This window comes from Vibrio sp. SCSIO 43137, assembly GCF_028201475.1.
Classification (GTDB): Bacteria; Pseudomonadota; Gammaproteobacteria; order Enterobacterales; family Vibrionaceae; genus Vibrio.
On sequence record NZ_CP116384.1, the window covers coordinates 1,435,391 to 1,452,096 of the forward strand.

Here is a 16,706-nt window from a genome sequence, read left to right on the forward strand (position 1 = left end):
TCATGACCACTAATTTTTATATTCCGCAAGATCACGCTCCGCTGCCACCTAAAAATGCGGAAGTGATTACCACTGCATGTGACTACTGTATTGTAGCCTGCGGCTACAAGGTATATCGCTGGCCTTTAGAGCAGAGTAATGGCGGTATGAAAGCCGATGAAAACGCATTCGGCATAAACTTTCCCAGTGCACCGCTTCAGTCATGGGTTGCACCTGCCCAGCACAATGTCGTAATGCATAATGGCAAGCCACACAATATTGTTGTGGTTCCGGATAAAGACACCAAAGTCGTCAACAAGACTGGTGACTCATCTATGCGTGGCGGGCTGTTAGCTCAAAAGCTGTATAATCCGGCGACCGGAACCAGAGACCGTCTGACTCAGCCACTGGTCCGTATTGGCGGCAGTTTGCAGCCTGTACCATGGGATTTCGCCTTGGAAATTGCAGCCGAAGTTGGTAAGCATGTTATTGATACTCATGGTTCTAATGCCTACGGAGTAAAAACATTTTCTTATCAATATATTGAAAACACTTATGCCATTACCAAGTACGCTCTCAGACATATCAATACAGCGAACTTTACCTTCCATGACACACCATCGGATGTGACCTCAACCCCCGGCTTCCGTGATGCCGGATTCGACAACTTTGGGCCGAGCTATGATGACTGGGGTGCAGCAGATACCCTTATGATTTGTGGCACAGACCCGTATGAAACAAAAACCATCATTTTCACTCAGTATATTATGCCGGCCGTTCAGAGAGGCATGAAAACGGTCATGCTCAACCCCAGGGAAACTGCTGGTATCGCATGGCTTAAGAAGCATGGTGGCCTCCACATCGACCTCAATCCGGGCTCTGATAACCTTGTGGTTGGCGCCATTATCCGGGTTATTCTGGAAAATGGCTGGGAAGACAGTGAATGGATAAAGAACTGGGTAAACAACAAATGGGAGTCCAGCTCAGGCTTTGGTCAGGGAACCCGTAACACTCCTTGGCAATGGCGTACCACCTGGGGCAAGTTCCAGACTGATGGTTTCGAAGGATATAAAAAATGGAATCTGGAGCAAAAAGAGTACGATCCTGACTATGCTGCAAAAATGGCTGGTATTGATGTGGCTAAAATTTACAAAGCCGCTGAAATGCTGGCGAAGCCGGTTAAAGGAGTCAGGCCAAAAACATCTATCGGTATCGAAAAAGGGTTTTACTGGTCAAACAACACAGGTAACACCAATGCTATCTCTTCACTTGCGACCATTATTGGTACTGGTGGACGGGAAGGCCGCGTAGTCGGACGCTTTGGTGGTCACCAGCGGGGAGGACAGTCAGGTGGTAAGTTACCCCGCAACAAGTCGCCAGAAAAAGTACCGGGAAGAAGAAGACGTTCAATAGATACTGACAGATACACCTATTCAGGCCACACACGATTTGCGCACGTAATTGGTACTACCTGGATTCAGGCAATGTGTGGTAGTCAGGGACTGCAGAAAAAGTTCTGGGAATTGACGGTTGCCAACCCGCATCAGGTGTATTCCTATGATAAAGCTGAAATCATTGAAACACTTAAAAAGCGGGCTGACTCCGGTGGCATGGTAGTGATAAATCAAGATATCTATCTACGTGATCCAATCGGAGCTAAGTTTGCTGATATTGTCTTCCCTGCTGCTACCTGGGGCGAAGTTGACTTTATGCGCGCTAACGGAGAGCGCCGGCTACGCCTGTATCAAAAATTTGCCGATGCACCGGGTGATGCACAACCAGACTGGTGGATTATTTCCCAGCTAGCGACCCGGATGGGATTCGATGGTTTTGACTGGAACAATTCTAATGATGTCGCAGAAGAAGCATCTCGCTTTAGCCGGGGTAGTCGTAAAGACTTCCATATGATCAAAGTAGCCGCCCATGCGGAAGGAAAAACCCTGCATGAAAAGCTGAAAGAGTATGGGACTGACGGTATTCAGGGGCCGGTATTCTACAACTACGATACAAAAGAGTTGGTAGGCACTAAACGCCTTCATGATACTGAGTTATCAACGGCTGCACTGGAGGAAAAAGGGTTAGCTGACGGGCCTCAGGGCGCCAACGTTCTGAAGAAGCAACTGACTGGCTTTAATAGTCAGACAGGTAAAGTGAACCTGCAAAAACACCCATGGAACCTGTTTAGTGACTTCTATGAGTGGTTGCAGCCAAAAGAAGAGGAGCTTTGGTTCTCAAACGGACGGATAAATGAAATCTGGCAATCCGGTTTTGATGACGTTGAACGACGTGCCTACGTTATTCAGCGCTGGCCGGAAAACTGGGTAGAAATTCATCCGGACGATGCCGCAAAACGCGGTATTGAGTCAGGTGATCAGGTGATGATGTACTCAAACCGGGTCGCTAATTTCAAAGATACTATTCTTGGTGTTCACGGTGATGATTTTCAGTTCAGCAAACTGATGGAAAATGGTCATATCAAGCTAGACAAAGCAGCTGTAACGGCAGTGGCAATAGTAACTCCAGCGGTTAAAAAAGGCGTACTGTATGCCAATATGATTGATATGCGTCAACCATCTAATGCTCTCACTACTCGAGTTGTCGACCAGATCAGCGGTAACTACAACTACAAAATGGGAGTTGCCAATATCAAGAAACTGGGTGAGTCAAAATATAAGAGTGAGTTCCGTTCATTCTCTTTTGCACCACGTAACATTACCTAACCTACCACTTTAGGGAGCTGAAAGGCTCCCTTTTCTTGTTTTAATTTATTCAAATACTTACGGAAGCAAATAAGTATTTTCAAACAATACTTAAGGAGCAATTTATGAAAGCAAACAGCGCACTAATATGTGCTGGCCTGATATTCGGTTTGGCATCTGCACCATCATTAGCAGCAGGAGATCCTCAAGCCGGAAAAGCAAAAGCAGCAACATGTATCGCTTGCCACGGTGCAAATGGTATCTCGGCTGTAGATCTTTACCCTAATCTGGCAGGGCAAAAACAGGCATATATGGTGACACAATTAAAAGCCTTCAAAAGCGGTGAAAGAAAAGATCCGACGATGACGGCTATGGTTACGCCTCTATCAGATTCAGACATCGAAGACTTAGCAGCTTTTTACTCCAGCCTGACTCCCTAAGCAGCTCATAAGCAAAATAAATGGGGAGTTCCGCTTTACGCAGGGCCGGTCAGAAGCCGGCTCTGCGTTTTTTATCTTAAGACTGAATAAAAAACTTAGCCAACCGCAAAGCGTACGGCAGCGTCGGCATGAATAGCAGTGGTATCAAATAGCGGCACGTCAGTATGTTGCTGCTGCACCAGCAGAGCTATTTCCGTACAACCCAGAATAACTGCCTCAGCTCCCTGATTACGTAACTTATCAATGATGCGGATATACTCGGTTCTTGAGCTCTGTTTAATTTCTCCGCGGCAAAGCTCCTGATAAATAATGTTATGCACCTTTAGCCTGTCTTCTTCCTCAGGCACCACAACATCAATAGCAAACTTATCCGTCAGCCGCCCTTTATAAAACTCCTGCTCCATTGTGAAGTTAGTACCGAGTAATCCGACTTTACTGATCTTCTTTTCAAGCAACTTCTCAGCAGTTGCATCAGCAATATGCAGAATGGGAATAGAGATGTTTTCTTCAATCTGGGGAGCGACCTTGTGCATGGTGTTGGTGCAAATTAACAGAACGTCCGCTCCACCCTTCTCAACCGAACAAGCAGCATCCGATAGAATTTCCGCCGTTTCATCCCACTTACCCTGATGCTGAAGTTTTTCTATTTGTTCAAAGTTGACGCTATACAGGCAGATTTTTGCGGAATTCAGGCCACCAAGTTGCTGCTTAACACCCTGATTAATGGATTTGTAGTAACTGAGCGTCGATTCCCAACTCATACCGCCTAGTAAGCCAATGGTTTTCATATTCTGTCCTTAATGTAATGCTTTGAGTGTTTTCATTAACGCCCTTTTCAGTAGCAAATTATTGTATGCAATTGCCCTCTGGTTAACTCTTTTTTTGTAACCAATCCAATATTAGCTGATTAATCTCTTGCGGTTTTTCCTGCTGAATCCAGTGACCAGTATCCAGACTAATCACATCCACATTCGGTACAAAGTCTGTCAGATTTTCTGCTTCAGGGACGACATCTTTATTACCATAGACCATAAGTGCAGGCTGGCGAATAATCGGATCCACATTCGCCAATATATGCCAGTTTCTATCTAGGTTTCTGTACCAGTTGATGCTGCCGGTAAAGCCACTCGATTCAAAAGCAGAGATATAAACCGACAGTTCATTTTCACTCATCAATGGCTCTCCTGCTGGGCTATCAGATCTGGCAAGGTTGATCATCGCCATCCCGGGCTCAGGCTCTGCTATTGGCAGATTTTTGCGATAAAGATTGTGCAGAAAGTGGCTGACGTTGTTATCCAAAATCGCATCAGCGACACCGGGCTGGCGGTTAAAATGAACAAAGTAGTAATCACCGCCAAGAAACTGCTCCATAAGCTCAATCCACGGAACATCACCGCGAGCCTGATAAGGCAGACTAAGGTTAATCAGCTTACTGACTCGATCAGGATGCAGCAGAGCCAGCCCCCAGACCACCATAGCCCCCCAGTCATGACCGATAAAAGTTGCCTTTTCGTAGCCAAAGTAGTCCAGAATGGCGACAAGATCACCGCTTAGCTGCTCAATATCGTACGCAGTGACCTGCTCCGGACAAGATGAGTTGCCGTACCCTCGTTGGTTAGGAACGATTACATGATAGCCGGTAGCAACGAGTGCGGGGACTTGATGGCGCCACGAGAAAGCATGCTCAGGCCAACCATGACAGAGCACAACAGGCTCCCTATTACTTTGCTGACCAGCCTGAAATACCTCAAGTTGCACCCCATTTACAGAGATCATGGTAGGTTTTGCAAAATCTTGCGGATTGAACATTGTCTTTCTCCTTTATCTGTTTGCTGAACGGAACAGATAATTTATACAATGTAAAGGTGACAAAAATTGGCACCATAAAAAGGTAACCTGACAAAATGAATGCCCGCCAACGACAAGATGCCATAGTGCGCAGCCTGCGCCGGAACGGCACTTCCACAATTGATTACCTTGCTCAGCAGGTAGGTGTATCCCGGCGGACGGTGCTGCGTGATATTAATGCTCTGCGCGATGAAGGTTTTGTTATTCATTCAGAGCCGGGACGCGGAGGTGGCTTGCAACTTGATCCCCGCTCAGCACAAACCACAGTAAAGCTTTCAGTCGCTGAAGTTTTTGCCCTGCTTATCAGCGTTGAATCTATTCGTGCTGCGGCAAATGTCCCCTTCTCCGGACTTGCTAAGGCCGGACTGGCAAAAATTGAAAAAGCTCTGCCACAGGAACAGATAAGCGATTTGCGCCGTTTTCTTGATTGCGTCTTTATAGGAAAACTGGCTGATCAAGTTGGCATATCGGATATGGAGGAAGTGGATCCCGACCTGTTGCCCGCCTTTGAACAGGCCTTTCTGCAACAAAACCGCCTGCGCTTCCGCTATCAGGATGCCAAGGGTGTCGTAACCCAAAGAGAAGTTGAGCCTCAGGCAATGTTGATTCTGCCGCCACTCTGGTATCTGGTGGCATGGGATCCAGATCGAGAAGACTTTCGTCACTTCCGTATGGATCGAATCAGTAGCCCTGTGGTTGTAGAGGGAGATAAATTTTTAAAACGGCGGGTGGCTTTTGAACAGCATGTTTCTCCGCTGCGTAATTTTGCCAGATGAGAGCATTTAAATAACTGTTTTTTTAAATAAAAAGACAGTTTCAGCTTGTGGCTACAGTAATTCAACATCAGAAAACAAAGTTGCGACCCACAAACAAAATAAAGCCACACATTTTCTATCGACATTGTGTGGCTCTACTGGGCTGATACCCTCAAAAAATCAAAAGCATCCAAGCCATAATATTGGCAGATGGATCAATCAGGTAAGTTACTTTCCATAACAACACCTTTAAAACGAATTTCAGATTGCTTCGAATAAGTGTTTAGCAACTGATTAAAAGCTTCTATGTCCTTAGCTTGTACCTTCCGGGAAGGAATACGCAGTACAGTTTTGATATTGATGCTACTGTCGGACTCACGAAACACCTCTCTGGTAAGAAAACCAAACTCATGACTAAAGTGTAACGATGCAGGCAGATCAGTAATACGCCACAAACCTTTAGTATCATAGTTGAAGCTTGACTCAACTCGAAGGCCGGGAAACTGCTCGGTATAATGCTCATTACTTAAACGAAGTTCTTTTAGCTCATCCTTAATCCAGGCATCACTTTCCGAGTATACAAGAGGCTCTCCTACTTTAAGAAAAGGCGCTAAATCTGCCTTGGAGTGAATCACTAATTCCGCTGACATGCCCTCTAAATGCTCTATGGTAAAACTGGGCTCCGCCTTGTCGTATACCACTCTCTTATACTGCTTTATCAGATAATCCTGACGGCCTTTCTCTGTATCAGGATACAAACTGGAGCGATAACCAGAAGCGTATTGTCCCAGATAAACCCGCTTCTGGGTCTCTTGCTGGCCTCCGTCGGCGGTAAAGTCAATTTCCGTACTGCTCTGCATTTGCCAGCGGAAACGGCTACTATCCATAGTATGAGGGATATAACCAGAAACTAAGGGTAACACTACCTTTCCCTGAATCCACGCCGGAGTATACTGCCAATTTGTTTGCATATCTGTTGGGTCAACACAGTATTCATTGCCATCAAATTTAAAGCAGACAACAACATGGTTGAATACGTTCATTGTTGGTACCAGCACCTTGTCCTGATCCATGCGCTGAGTCGCCACCAAAGCATAGTTTGCCTGCAATCCATTCACCTCCAACAGAGCTTTCAGTAGAGCGGACTTATCCTTACAATCTCCAAAACGGTTTTCTATGGTTTCAGCTAATGTATGTGGCGTCATCGCATTGCCATGCTCAGACATAGATACATACCGAACATCACGAGAAACAAACTGTAAAATATTGGCTATCCGTTGTTCGATAGAATCTGTATTTTCACTCAGCCTTTCCGCCAACTGAGGCAACCCTTTACGATCTTTCTCTGCTTCCGCCATAAGCTTATTTGCTCTGGAAACAACCTGATTCCAGCTATCTAAAGAACCAATAGATATCCGGTTAATATGATCTTTCCAGTAAGCATTCGCGTCGCCTTTATAGGCATCTAAATTATCGCCATGACAGTAGAGTGAACTAGCCTGTTCTTCACACTTCACTTCTTGGCTATCTGTCGCCCAGCGAAACACCTGCGTTTTATCCCATTTAACATTCAGTTGATAGTTTTCTATTGGATAGTTGTTCTGCAGATAGAGTTCGCGAGACCAATCTGACTCCATGGCATCGCGTTGCGTGACGATTTCATATTCAACAACAGAAAGGCTACCTTCTTGCAAACCTTGTAATATCAGGATGACCTCTTTTTCACTATGAAAAGTGTTGTAAGTATTAGTGTCTACTACCTGTACTTTAGCCGGATCAATTTGTTTTATTTCACCAGAGGGAGAAAGAGACGCTGCTTTTGTAATGCGTAAGTGCTGTGTTTTCGGATTAAAAAATACGCTCTGTGAGCCATAATTGTCAGTATCAATAAATCGTGGGAAATAACTGACTCGCTTATGCTTTATGGTCACCTTTTCCGCTTGAATATCGACACTCTCCTCCCTGAGAAGCTGTGTCATTTATGTAAACTGGTTATCCGCTGGCAATAACTCTGATATTTGTGCCACTCCTTCACTTGAGAGTTGCCACTCTACCCCACTCTGCCCTTGCGCATATAAAGGAGCAGAAGTAATACCAACCAAAATCAATAAACTTGCTCTTCTAATCATTTGCTACTGAACTCCCCTGCCATCTCTTTATATGCCCTTATCCATCGCTGATAAGACTTACTTGGTCCGGTTAATACACCCAGAAGCTCATAGTCTTGTTTCTCTGTTTTGATATAAGTGACAAATGCCGAAGCAGGATCCAGGAATATTTCCCCTTTACAACTAAGTTCTACCTTGACGTTCATGGAGTAGGGTTCAAAGCTGCGTTTTTCTTCACAATCGGCGTCTGAGATCGTTTCCTGAATCCAGCTTTTGCGCGAGTCAATATGATCATTAAGTTCATCGTCATTGAGCGCTTCATTCCCAAAAACTATAAAATACGATTCCGGCACATCATTGCCAAACTCAGCCAACGCACCTCCGTCGCTATAGGTACCCACTGGCATGCTATACCAGTCACCACCCCGGAACCAAAATCTGAAATCATGATTCTGGGAACGGTAATAATGACCTTCGGGAAAGTGCTCAAGCTTATCTAACATAAGCAGAGAAAAAGCATCAAATGCAAAACTACCTGCCAGAACAGGAAACATCACAATAACCAGCAACCACTCCCAAATGGTGTAGCCCGATCGCTCACCCTTAAACGTCACATTACTTAATGCTGCCTTAGCCTTATTTACCCGGTGGGCCATAAGAGTAAAGCCAGAGGTAATCAATAGATAGCCCAGGGCATCTACCCAACCAGCTACCACCCAACCAGTGCTGGCAGAAAAATATATGGAGGTAAGAAAAAAGGCCACGGCTCCTATCACATAGAGCTTTCTGTTCCGGCCTGTCTCTTTGCCACCTTCCTCAATTTCCTTTAATGCACTGTTCATTTTCCCATAAGCAAACGGCTGAGAAATTGCGATCAAAGGAACGAAAAACCACAATATGGGTTTAAACTGAAACGACGTGACTTGCCTTAACTCTTTAGCTCGGCGATATAACCAGAAACTGGAATAAAGCCCTAAAGAACTAAACATTAAAAACCAATCCCACACGGCTCCTCTGGGAGCCCGCATCTCAATTGGTTCGTCCAGAGGCTCTAAGGCTGGGCTATCACTGTCAATTATCTTGCTAGTCTCTTGCATTTTTAATTCCACTACCTGAAACAGGAAGGTAAAGAGTTTACTCAAACAAAATTTCTTTAAAAAACAGCATGTTACAACAAATCGGCCTATTAAACCAATTCCATACTCACAGAAGCTGTCTCTTTCAAATAAAAGCACCGACTTACTGCTTGAGGGAAAGCTTTTCAGCCTATGCTCCTGACGATAATGCCTTCAAACTTAAGTGACTTTCGCTGAAGTAAGGCTAGCGTTGATCGTACAACCCGACAGAAATCAGATCAGAAAACCACAAGTAGCTCAACCAGAATGTAAATTATCTAGTTTCATCAACACTTCAAAAATGAGATTTACATTTAATTAACATATTAAATACATTGTGATTACAATGTGCGGATGCTATTGTGTGGCATTTCTCTAATTTGTTCATGGATTGAACAATCATAGTTATCAGGGAGTCGGTTATGAATGTTGCCGCCAATAGTGCCAATCTGGTTCAACTTAACGAGTTTCAGAATGAAATGATGCTTCTGCTTAACTCCAGCCTGAACGTATCACGCCTTGCCAGTTATCTGGTGGATGAACGTGCCCGCCCTATTTGTTATCAGACATCCAGAATTCAGCCACTGATGCACAAAGAATATATGGAAAATTTCTATAAAAAAGATCCTCTTTATCCTGAAAATTTTAGCTCTCCTCAAGACAGAATCATCAAAATGAGCGATCTGGTTTCTCCGCTCAAACAACGCACTCACACCTACTATCAGGACTTTATTAAGCCATGGAAAGTAAACGAAATTGTTGAGCTTTACTTCTATCACCAGAACAATCTGGTGGGCGGCGCAGCACTCTTTTTTGACCAATCAGTAAGCGGCCCCTCTAAAGAGGATTTTATCCGCCTCGGTGCCCTGCATCGCTATATCGAGTTCAGCCTTGGGCAACAGTTAATGCTGAGCACCCAGATCACCTTCGATGATTTTTGTGACCAATACTCACTCACCAATAAAGAGCGGGTGGTGTTACAACTGGCTATTCAGGGGCTGGCCAATAAGGTGATGGCAACAAAACTCAATTGCAGCTTATCAACAGTTAAAACTCACCTTCAGCACCTCTTTGCCAAACTGGAAGTAAACAGTAAAGTCGAAATGGTCAATCTGGTCTACAGTTCTAAATGCATTCTTTAACTGACATGTATATCCGGTAAGAACAGTTACACCCTTACCGGATATACTGAGCCTTACTTATTAATGTTCACCACCTGAAGCAAGCTATTCTCCAGCAAACCTTCCAGCCCGAACTCTACTCCGAAGCCTGACATTTTGCAGCCACCAAAAGGCGCGTGCGGCAATACTTCGGCGTGTCCGTTGATCCATACGGTTCCGCACTCCAGATGTGAAGCCAACTCACCGGCCTTTTCAGTATCACCCCAGACTGAGCCGCCAAGGCCGACTTGGGAATCATTGGCCATTTCTATTGCCTGCTCTACAGAGTCGTATGGAATTAGCGGCAACACAGGGCCAAACTGTTCTTCATCAACTACAGACATACCATTTTTGCAGTTGCCGATAATGGTCGGAGGATAGAAATACCCCTGTTGGCTACTTTTCTCACCTCCGCTATAGATGGTGGCACCACTCTGTTTCGCCTGTTCAACCAGAGTCATCACTTTTTCCAGTTGCCTGCTGTTTTGTACCGGCCCGAATGTTGATGACGGATCCATGCCGTCTTTAACCACATGGTTTTGGGCAATGTCCGCAAGCAGATTACAAAGCTCGTCATGCTGCGACTGGTGCACATAAAGACGTTTAAGGGCTGCACAGGTTTGCCCCATATTAATAAAGGCAGTGTTAAACAGTCCTTCAGCGATGGCGGTAAGATCTGCTCCCGGAAGTACTATCCCTGCATCATTGCCCCCCAGCTCAAGGGTAAGTTTTTTAAGGTTACCGGCGGCGGATTGCATGATTTTCTGACCCGTTTGTGTCGAACCGGTAAACACAACCTTGTCTATACCCTTGTGTTCACTGATGGCTCTGCCCAGCTCACCGTCACCAGAAACTACATTGAAAACACCGGCCGGTAGCACGCTCTGCAGCAGTTCTCCCAGTACAAGCGTATTAACCGGCGTCAGTTCAGAAGGTTTGTTAATCACAGTATTACCCATTCTCAGTGCAGGAATAATGTGCCAGATAGCTATCATCAGCGGCCAGTTCCATGGCGTAATAGAGCCGACAACGCCAACCGGCTTGCGCCTTCCTTCTATACGTTTTTCCGGTGAATCCTGATACACCTCAACGGGTATTTCAATACTGGTTGAATGACGGGTCCACGCCACCGCACCACCAACTTCCATATGAGCCAGCGCTAGTGGCTTGCCCTGTTCTTTAACGATAATACCGGCTAATTGCTGAGCATTTTCCTCTATGGTGTCAGCAATTTTTTCGATATAACTATCCCGCTCACTCTGGGTTAAAGTACTCCAGCTTTTAAAGGCTGAGCGGGCACTCTCTACGGCGGCATCAAGCTGAGCCGGCGATGCTGAAGGTGCTTCAAATACAACAGATTCGTTAGCAGGGTTGAGAACCTTGAGTGACGGCATTTCACCCAAAACTGATGTTCCGTTAATAGTCAATTGAGGCTTGTTCATTATTAATTCCTTTTAAGAGCAGTTAGTACTGTTAGCAATTGGTACGGTTATTGGTTTTGAAGATGTATCTGTTTTCGGTTCTCTTTGAACATGCTGAAAACAAATACTGCAGCGGAGAGAACAATCATGGTCAGTAAAGCAAGACTGATTGGCCGCTCAATAAAAATGGAAAGATCGCCATTGGAAACCCCGAGAGCCTGCTTACTACGGGCGATAAAAACAGGCCCCAGTACCAGCCCGAGAATAATGGGGACAGCCGGAATGTTTTCCCGTTTCAGGATGTAGCCGAATATGGCAAACCCAAGGGCTATCAGCGCATCTGAAAACTGGTAGTTCTGGCTATAGCTGCCAATAAACCCCAGAATCAGAATCACAGCACCGATAAACCGGCCGCGGATACGGGTCAGGTTGGCAATCCATTTACTGGTAAATGTGAGATAAAGAAACGCAATAATATTGATAAGAAACAGCGAGATATAAAGGCCGGAAATAAACTCAGGTTTTTCAGCAAACAGGGTCGGGCCCGGCGTATAGTTATGTACCATAAACACCGACAGCAACATGGCCATGAGTGCATCAGCAGGAATGCCGAACGCAAGCAGGGGAATCATCACCGATGCCGTTACCGCATTATTGGAGGTTTCAGAAGCAATCAAGCCCTCTTCAGCGCCTTTGCCAAACTTATCCGGGTTGTTGGAAAACTTCTGCGCTAATGTGTAAGAGAAAAACTGAGAACCAAATTCCCCTACTCCCGGCAGCAGTCCCATAATGACTCCCAGTGTCGCAGAGCGAAACACAGTGACCTTATACTTCAAAACCGTAAATATTCCGGAAAAACGGCCTTTACCTTCATAACGGGTAACCTGAGAGTCATTGCCTTTCTGAGAGAGCAACACAAATGCCTGAGACATGGCAAACAAGCCAATCACCGTTGGTACCAGAGGGATCCCGCCCATCAGCCATTCCTGACTAAAGGTATAAGTCATGGTGTTATAGGAGCGATCAATACCGACTGAACCCAGAAATATACCTAGGCCCAGCATCATGGCAGCGGCAAAAGCTTGTCTGTAATGTGCCATTACTACGAAAATCATGCCAAGTGCCGCCAGCATAGCAAACTCAGCGGAACCAAAATGGTTTGCTACCTGAGACAGAACCGGCGCCAGCAGTACCAGAGAAAGCACACTGATGATCCCGCCAATAAATGAAGAGGAGTAAGCGATTGAAAGAGCCCGTTTGCCTTCGCCCTTCTGAGTCATAGGATAGCCATCATAGGTGGTCAGCACAGCAACAGGAGTGCCGGGGGTGTTCATCAAAATCGCCGGAATAGCCCCGCCATACCACGCTCCGCCATACACTCCCAGTAACAGAGTAACGCCCGGTAATGGCTCTAATGTAAAGGTGAGCGGCAGCAAAATGGCGATTACACCGGCTGGCTCAAGGCCGGGAATCGACCCGATCGAAACCCCGAGAAGAGCACCAAAGACAATGGCCACCAGCACATTTACCGTGGCGATTTCGTTTAATCCGAGAAGAATGACATCCATAATTTTGTTTTACTCCGCAAGGCCTACAGGTACATATTGGCGAAATCAGCAAATTGATCAGAGAACAAGGAGTAGAGCCAGACATCGGGCAGCCAGACATTCACCAGTACCCGGAATATCAGCACTAAACAAACCACTGAAATAATACCCATGGATACCCAAAAGCCGTTAAATAGGTTGCTTATCCAAAGCATGGTCAGAATAAAAATCAGACTGGACAGAGCAAAACCGATAACCGACAGGCTGGCGATATACAGCATAAAAAACAGACTGATGATAATAGCTGTGCGGTACTTGCTAATGGCACTGAAAGTGAGCTCTATGGGGTTTATCTTCTTCAGAAAGTGAGCATGCTTCGCCGTGTTAAGCAGAAGGTAAAATCCGCTGAAAGCCGTAATCACATACAGACCTGCAAAGGGGGCGATATAAGGCTGTGTATACCAGCCATGAGCCCTGACCACTTCCTTCGCCTGTAGAGGCTGAAGAAGAATTAATGTCAGCGAGCCTAAAAAAGAGAGCAGATAAAAATAGTAATGAGAAGGCAATTGACTGTCTGAAGAAGTTTCCCCTGCTACCTGATCAGCCTTTCGTTCTTTAATGTCCATATTCCGTCTCCTGTGATTATGGGGCAGTGAAATAACTCCCCTGCCCCGGATTTTTAGTTCATATAATCAAGAAGATCTTTAGCGCTGTTGTAATCATTGCTGATCACCTGTTTGGCCTCTTCACCATCAATCCAGAAAACACTGGCGCCAGTCGTCGCGCTGATTTCTGCTACCTTATCGGTCGCCAGGGCAGTTTGGGCAATCTCGGCAATACGGTTTTTAATCTTTTCAGAGGTGCCTTTCTTTACAAACAGGCCATTCCACGTTGTCTGTGCAATGCCTGTCTGTTCCTGAAGAGTCGGCACTTCCGGACTCAGGCTCAGGCGCTCATGAGTAATAGATGCGATGATTTTGACGTCGCCGGACTTCAGACAGGAGAGGATGGTTTGAGTAACCGTGTTGATTACGGTGGCATCACCGTTAGCTAATGTAGAGCAGTTAATAGAGTCGAAAGGCGCATTAGATGAGAACTTCAGCCCAATCTCATCTGCGGCCTTAAAAGTAATCGCAGTAGGAAGCGCCTGATAGCCAAAGTGAGCCAGTGAAACAGGGTTACTCTGAGAATACGCAGCCAGCTCTTTCAGATTGTTATATGGTGCATCGGCTTTCGCCGCAATAACAAAGGGGTAATCAAGGAAAATGCCTACGGGTTCAAAAGTATCCTGACTAAAAGGAGCATTGCCGGATAAGATCTGAGTGGTGAGAAGATCCGCGACAAAAGAGCCTATGGTCAGGCCGTCTGCACGAGCCCGCGACACTTCAGATGCACCAATAATACCGCCACCACCGGGCTTATTAACCACAGTTGCCGGTTTGCCTGTCTCTTTAGACATCTCCTCCGCGATTAAGCGGGTAAGGATATCTTCAAGATCTCCCGGAGGCCATGGCACAACATATTTTACCGGCCGGCTCGGGTAATCTGCTGCGGTTGCGGTGTAAGAAGTAAAAAGAGCTGACAACGCGACAGCGGCTAAAATGGTTATCTTATTCATGACAAATCCTTATCTTGTTACTCGTCCTTAACGAACCCTGTTTCACTTAGTTTTCAGAGGCACAATCAACACTGGCACCTCTGATTTTTGTAAAACCTTTTGTGCAGTTGAACCGAGAAAAACACGCGAAAGCGCACTCACTTTCCGGTTTCCCATCACAATCATTCCGGCTCCAAACTGCTGTGAAGCCTGAACAATCACCTCCTCCGGAACACCAAAACGGATGCAAACAGAGAAGGTCGGAAGCTGTTCCAGTGAAGAAAGTTCTGTATCTACAAAGCGGTGGATGCGCTTTTTGATACCCGCGATCTGCGCCTCTTTATGCTGCTGAGAATGATCCTGCTCGATGTTCTTCGGCAGAAGAGACTGAGATACATCCGGGGTAATTTTGTTCACCTTATCAAGGGCATGCACATAGATTATTTCAGCCTGATGTTTCACAGCCTGCCGGACGGCAACACGGAATGCACTGCGACTCCCCTCGTGAACGTCCGATGCGTAAATAATTGCGTTAATCTCATGGCTCATTGTTTTGTCCCGTCTTTGAGTGACGGTTTCATTACAGGTGAAAGAGCAAAATAAGAAAATCGGCCAAAAGGATGAGAAGTTAAAAAAATGTAAAAAACGCCCTGAATCAGCCGAACGGTTGATAGCCGACCCGGAATCGCCATGGTTAGATTAAAAAGTCAGCGCACAATAAAAGGAATTATGATGAGGCATTTAGATTCGCTAACTTACTATGCTGCAACCAAGAAATATGACCTGAGCTTTCCCAGACTGACAGAAGATCTGGATGCCGATGTGGTCATCATCGGGGGTGGATTTACCGGCATAAATACCGCTCTTGAACTGGCAGAAAAAGGCATTACCAATACCGTCATTCTTGAAGGCCGTTATCTTGGCTATGGCGGAACGGGCCGTAACGGCGGTCAGATAATGGCAGGACTTGGTCATGATCTGGATACGGTTAAAAAACATGTGGGCCCTGACGGCATAGAAGAGCTGTTTAAGATAGGCAACCTTGGTGCCGCCATCATCAAAGAGCGTGTTGAAAAGTACAATATTGACGCCGATTTCCGTCACGGTTATGCCTATCTCGGCAGCAACCATCGTCAGGAGAAAACCCTGCGGGAGTGGGAAAAAGAATTTACTTCCGTATCACCTGATGAAGATATACAGCTACTTACCGGCTCTGATGTAAAGCAGGTCATCGGTTCCGATGCCTACACTTGCGCCCTGAAACATATGGGGGCTGGCCATGTTCACTCTCTTAACCTATTGCTCGGTGAAGCCAAAGCCCTGACTGAAGAGTACGGGGTAAAAATATACGAGAACTCCATGGCCATCTCTGTTGAGTACGGTTCGACCATTATAGTTAGAACGCCTACCGGAAGTGTAAAAGCGAAAAAGCTGCTGTGGGCCTGCAACGGTTTCCTCGAGGGTATGGAATCGGAGCTACATAAAAAGACCATCAACACCTACGCATTTCAGATGGCAACCGAGCCCCTTTCTGATGAGTTAATCGAACAAATCAGTCCCATCCGCGGAGCCTACAGCGATATCCGCCCGGTAATTGATTACTACCGGGTGACCAACGAAAACCGCCTATTGTTCGGTGCTGCAACCCGGGCAGTTGAGTACATTCCCAATGATCTAAAGGCGTGGAACCGCGAGCAGATGCTGAAAATATTCCCTTATCTGGACAAGGTAAAAATAGACCTTGCCTGGGGCGGACCTCTCTGTTGCAGCGTTAACCTGTTCCCGCAGGTGGGGACATTAAATGATCACAACAACGTGTTCTATGTGCAGGGTTACTCCGGCTTTGGTGTCACGCCAAGTCATATCGTCTGCAAGGTGCTCGCAGAAGGGATGAGTGAGAAAACCGAACGCTACGAACTTATCAGCAACATTCCGCATTTAAACGTGCTGGGCAAAGACTATATCGCCCCGGCACTTCTGACCAGTGGCAAGCTGTGGCATCAAGTTTCCGGCTACTGGATGGGTCGGCGTTAATAC

The 16,706-nt window shown here is 46.0% G+C and carries 15 protein-coding genes; 5 read left to right on the forward strand and 10 right to left on the reverse strand.

The window, feature by feature from the left end; all coding sequences use genetic code 11:
- The first annotated feature begins 2 nt into the window (after nucleotides 1–2).
- Together PK654_RS22330 and PK654_RS22335 are read left to right on the forward strand one after the other, a co-directional pair.
- A complete protein-coding gene (locus PK654_RS22330) occupies nucleotides 3–2,699 on the forward strand; it encodes an arsenate reductase (azurin) large subunit (RefSeq protein WP_271699694.1) in 2,697 nt (898 codons plus the stop codon).
- A 104-nt stretch (nucleotides 2,700–2,803) separates the two neighbouring features.
- Nucleotides 2,804–3,118, forward strand: coding sequence for a c-type cytochrome (locus PK654_RS22335; RefSeq protein WP_271699695.1), 315 nt, complete (start codon nucleotides 2,804–2,806; stop codon nucleotides 3,116–3,118).
- Nucleotides 3,119–3,213: 95 nt separating this feature from the next.
- Here PK654_RS22335 and PK654_RS22340 read toward each other — a convergent pair whose 3' ends face one another.
- Both PK654_RS22340 and PK654_RS22345 read right to left on the reverse strand, forming a co-directional pair.
- Nucleotides 3,214–3,906, reverse strand: coding sequence for an aspartate/glutamate racemase family protein (locus PK654_RS22340; RefSeq protein WP_271699696.1), 693 nt, complete (start codon nucleotides 3,904–3,906; stop codon nucleotides 3,214–3,216).
- 82 nt (nucleotides 3,907–3,988) lie between these two features.
- Nucleotides 3,989–4,927, reverse strand: a complete 939-nt coding sequence (locus PK654_RS22345; protein ID WP_271699697.1) for an alpha/beta fold hydrolase — start codon at nucleotides 4,925–4,927, stop codon at nucleotides 3,989–3,991.
- A 95-nt stretch (nucleotides 4,928–5,022) separates the two neighbouring features.
- Between PK654_RS22345 and PK654_RS22350 the strand changes: the two genes are divergently transcribed.
- Nucleotides 5,023–5,742, forward strand: a complete 720-nt coding sequence (locus tag PK654_RS22350; RefSeq protein WP_271699698.1) for a helix-turn-helix transcriptional regulator — start codon at nucleotides 5,023–5,025, stop codon at nucleotides 5,740–5,742.
- Nucleotides 5,743–5,936: 194 nt separating this feature from the next.
- Here the strand turns inward: PK654_RS22350 and PK654_RS22355 are convergent, their stop codons facing one another.
- From PK654_RS22355 to PK654_RS22365, 3 genes are read right to left on the reverse strand one after another with little or no spacing between them, the layout of a single operon-like run.
- Nucleotides 5,937–7,700, reverse strand: coding sequence for a transglutaminase-like domain-containing protein (locus PK654_RS22355; RefSeq protein WP_271699699.1), 1,764 nt, complete (start codon nucleotides 7,698–7,700; stop codon nucleotides 5,937–5,939).
- A complete protein-coding gene (locus PK654_RS22360; RefSeq protein ID WP_271699701.1) occupies nucleotides 7,701–7,850 on the reverse strand; it encodes a hypothetical protein in 150 nt (49 codons plus the stop codon). It lies immediately after the preceding gene.
- A complete protein-coding gene (locus tag PK654_RS22365) occupies nucleotides 7,847–9,064 on the reverse strand; it encodes a hypothetical protein (protein ID WP_271699702.1) in 1,218 nt (405 codons plus the stop codon). Before PK654_RS22365 ends, PK654_RS22360 begins: the two co-directional genes overlap by 4 nt.
- Nucleotides 9,065–9,366: 302 nt before the next feature.
- Here PK654_RS22365 and PK654_RS22370 point away from each other — a divergent pair, with 302 nt between their 5' ends.
- A complete protein-coding gene (locus tag PK654_RS22370; RefSeq protein WP_271699704.1) occupies nucleotides 9,367–10,086 on the forward strand; it encodes a helix-turn-helix domain-containing protein in 720 nt (239 codons plus the stop codon).
- Between the two features lie 53 nt (nucleotides 10,087–10,139).
- On the opposite strand, the gene PK654_RS22375 is transcribed toward PK654_RS22370, so the two are convergent.
- The 5 genes from PK654_RS22375 to PK654_RS22395 are packed head-to-tail and all read right to left on the reverse strand — an operon-like array spanning nucleotide 10,140 to nucleotide 15,218.
- Nucleotides 10,140–11,546: an aldehyde dehydrogenase family protein gene (locus tag PK654_RS22375; RefSeq protein WP_271699706.1), complete on the reverse strand. Its 1,407-nt coding sequence runs from the start codon at nucleotides 11,544–11,546 to the stop codon at nucleotides 10,140–10,142.
- Nucleotides 11,547–11,593: 47 nt separating this feature from the next.
- Nucleotides 11,594–13,093, reverse strand: a complete 1,500-nt coding sequence (locus tag PK654_RS22380) for a tripartite tricarboxylate transporter permease (RefSeq protein ID WP_271699707.1) — start codon at nucleotides 13,091–13,093, stop codon at nucleotides 11,594–11,596.
- Between the two features lie 23 nt (nucleotides 13,094–13,116).
- Nucleotides 13,117–13,698 (reverse strand): hypothetical protein, encoded by a 582-nt coding sequence (locus tag PK654_RS22385; RefSeq protein ID WP_271699709.1) that lies wholly within the window; start codon nucleotides 13,696–13,698, stop codon nucleotides 13,117–13,119.
- 53 nt (nucleotides 13,699–13,751) lie between these two features.
- Nucleotides 13,752–14,690 (reverse strand): tripartite tricarboxylate transporter substrate binding protein, encoded by a 939-nt coding sequence (locus tag PK654_RS22390; protein ID WP_271699711.1) that lies wholly within the window; start codon nucleotides 14,688–14,690, stop codon nucleotides 13,752–13,754.
- Between the two features lie 42 nt (nucleotides 14,691–14,732).
- Nucleotides 14,733–15,218 carry a universal stress protein gene (locus PK654_RS22395; protein ID WP_271699713.1) on the reverse strand — a complete coding sequence of 162 codons (486 nt, stop codon included), beginning with the start codon at nucleotides 15,216–15,218 and terminating at the stop codon, nucleotides 14,733–14,735.
- Between the two features lie 180 nt (nucleotides 15,219–15,398).
- Here PK654_RS22395 and PK654_RS22400 point away from each other — a divergent pair, with 180 nt between their 5' ends.
- Nucleotides 15,399–16,703, forward strand: a complete 1,305-nt coding sequence (locus tag PK654_RS22400; RefSeq protein WP_271699715.1) for an NAD(P)/FAD-dependent oxidoreductase — start codon at nucleotides 15,399–15,401, stop codon at nucleotides 16,701–16,703.
- The last annotated feature ends 3 nt before the right edge of the window (nucleotides 16,704–16,706 follow it).

Excerpts from the sequence above, each read along its gene's own strand:
- PK654_RS22395 (WP_271699713.1), bottom strand. The coding sequence starts at position 15,218 with ATGAGCCATGAGATTAACGCAATTATTTACGCATCGGACGTTCACGAG.
- PK654_RS22380 (WP_271699707.1), bottom strand. The coding sequence starts at position 13,093 with ATGGATGTCATTCTTCTCGGATTAAACGAAATCGCCACGGTAAATGTG.
- PK654_RS22335 (WP_271699695.1), top strand. The coding sequence starts at position 2,804 with ATGAAAGCAAACAGCGCACTAATATGTGCTGGCCTGATATTCGGTTTG.
- PK654_RS22390 (WP_271699711.1), bottom strand. The coding sequence starts at position 14,690 with ATGAATAAGATAACCATTTTAGCCGCTGTCGCGTTGTCAGCTCTTTTT.
- PK654_RS22355 (WP_271699699.1), bottom strand. The coding sequence starts at position 7,700 with ATGACACAGCTTCTCAGGGAGGAGAGTGTCGATATTCAAGCGGAAAAG.
- PK654_RS22400 (WP_271699715.1), top strand. The coding sequence starts at position 15,399 with ATGATGAGGCATTTAGATTCGCTAACTTACTATGCTGCAACCAAGAAA.
- PK654_RS22375 (WP_271699706.1), bottom strand. The coding sequence starts at position 11,546 with ATGAACAAGCCTCAATTGACTATTAACGGAACATCAGTTTTGGGTGAA.
- PK654_RS22330 (WP_271699694.1), top strand. The coding sequence starts at position 3 with ATGACCACTAATTTTTATATTCCGCAAGATCACGCTCCGCTGCCACCT.
- PK654_RS22350 (WP_271699698.1), top strand. The coding sequence starts at position 5,023 with ATGAATGCCCGCCAACGACAAGATGCCATAGTGCGCAGCCTGCGCCGG.
- PK654_RS22370 (WP_271699704.1), top strand. The coding sequence starts at position 9,367 with ATGAATGTTGCCGCCAATAGTGCCAATCTGGTTCAACTTAACGAGTTT.
- PK654_RS22345 (WP_271699697.1), bottom strand. The coding sequence starts at position 4,927 with ATGTTCAATCCGCAAGATTTTGCAAAACCTACCATGATCTCTGTAAAT.
- PK654_RS22340 (WP_271699696.1), bottom strand. The coding sequence starts at position 3,906 with ATGAAAACCATTGGCTTACTAGGCGGTATGAGTTGGGAATCGACGCTC.
- PK654_RS22385 (WP_271699709.1), bottom strand. The coding sequence starts at position 13,698 with ATGGACATTAAAGAACGAAAGGCTGATCAGGTAGCAGGGGAAACTTCT.
- PK654_RS22360 (WP_271699701.1), bottom strand. The coding sequence starts at position 7,850 with ATGATTAGAAGAGCAAGTTTATTGATTTTGGTTGGTATTACTTCTGCT.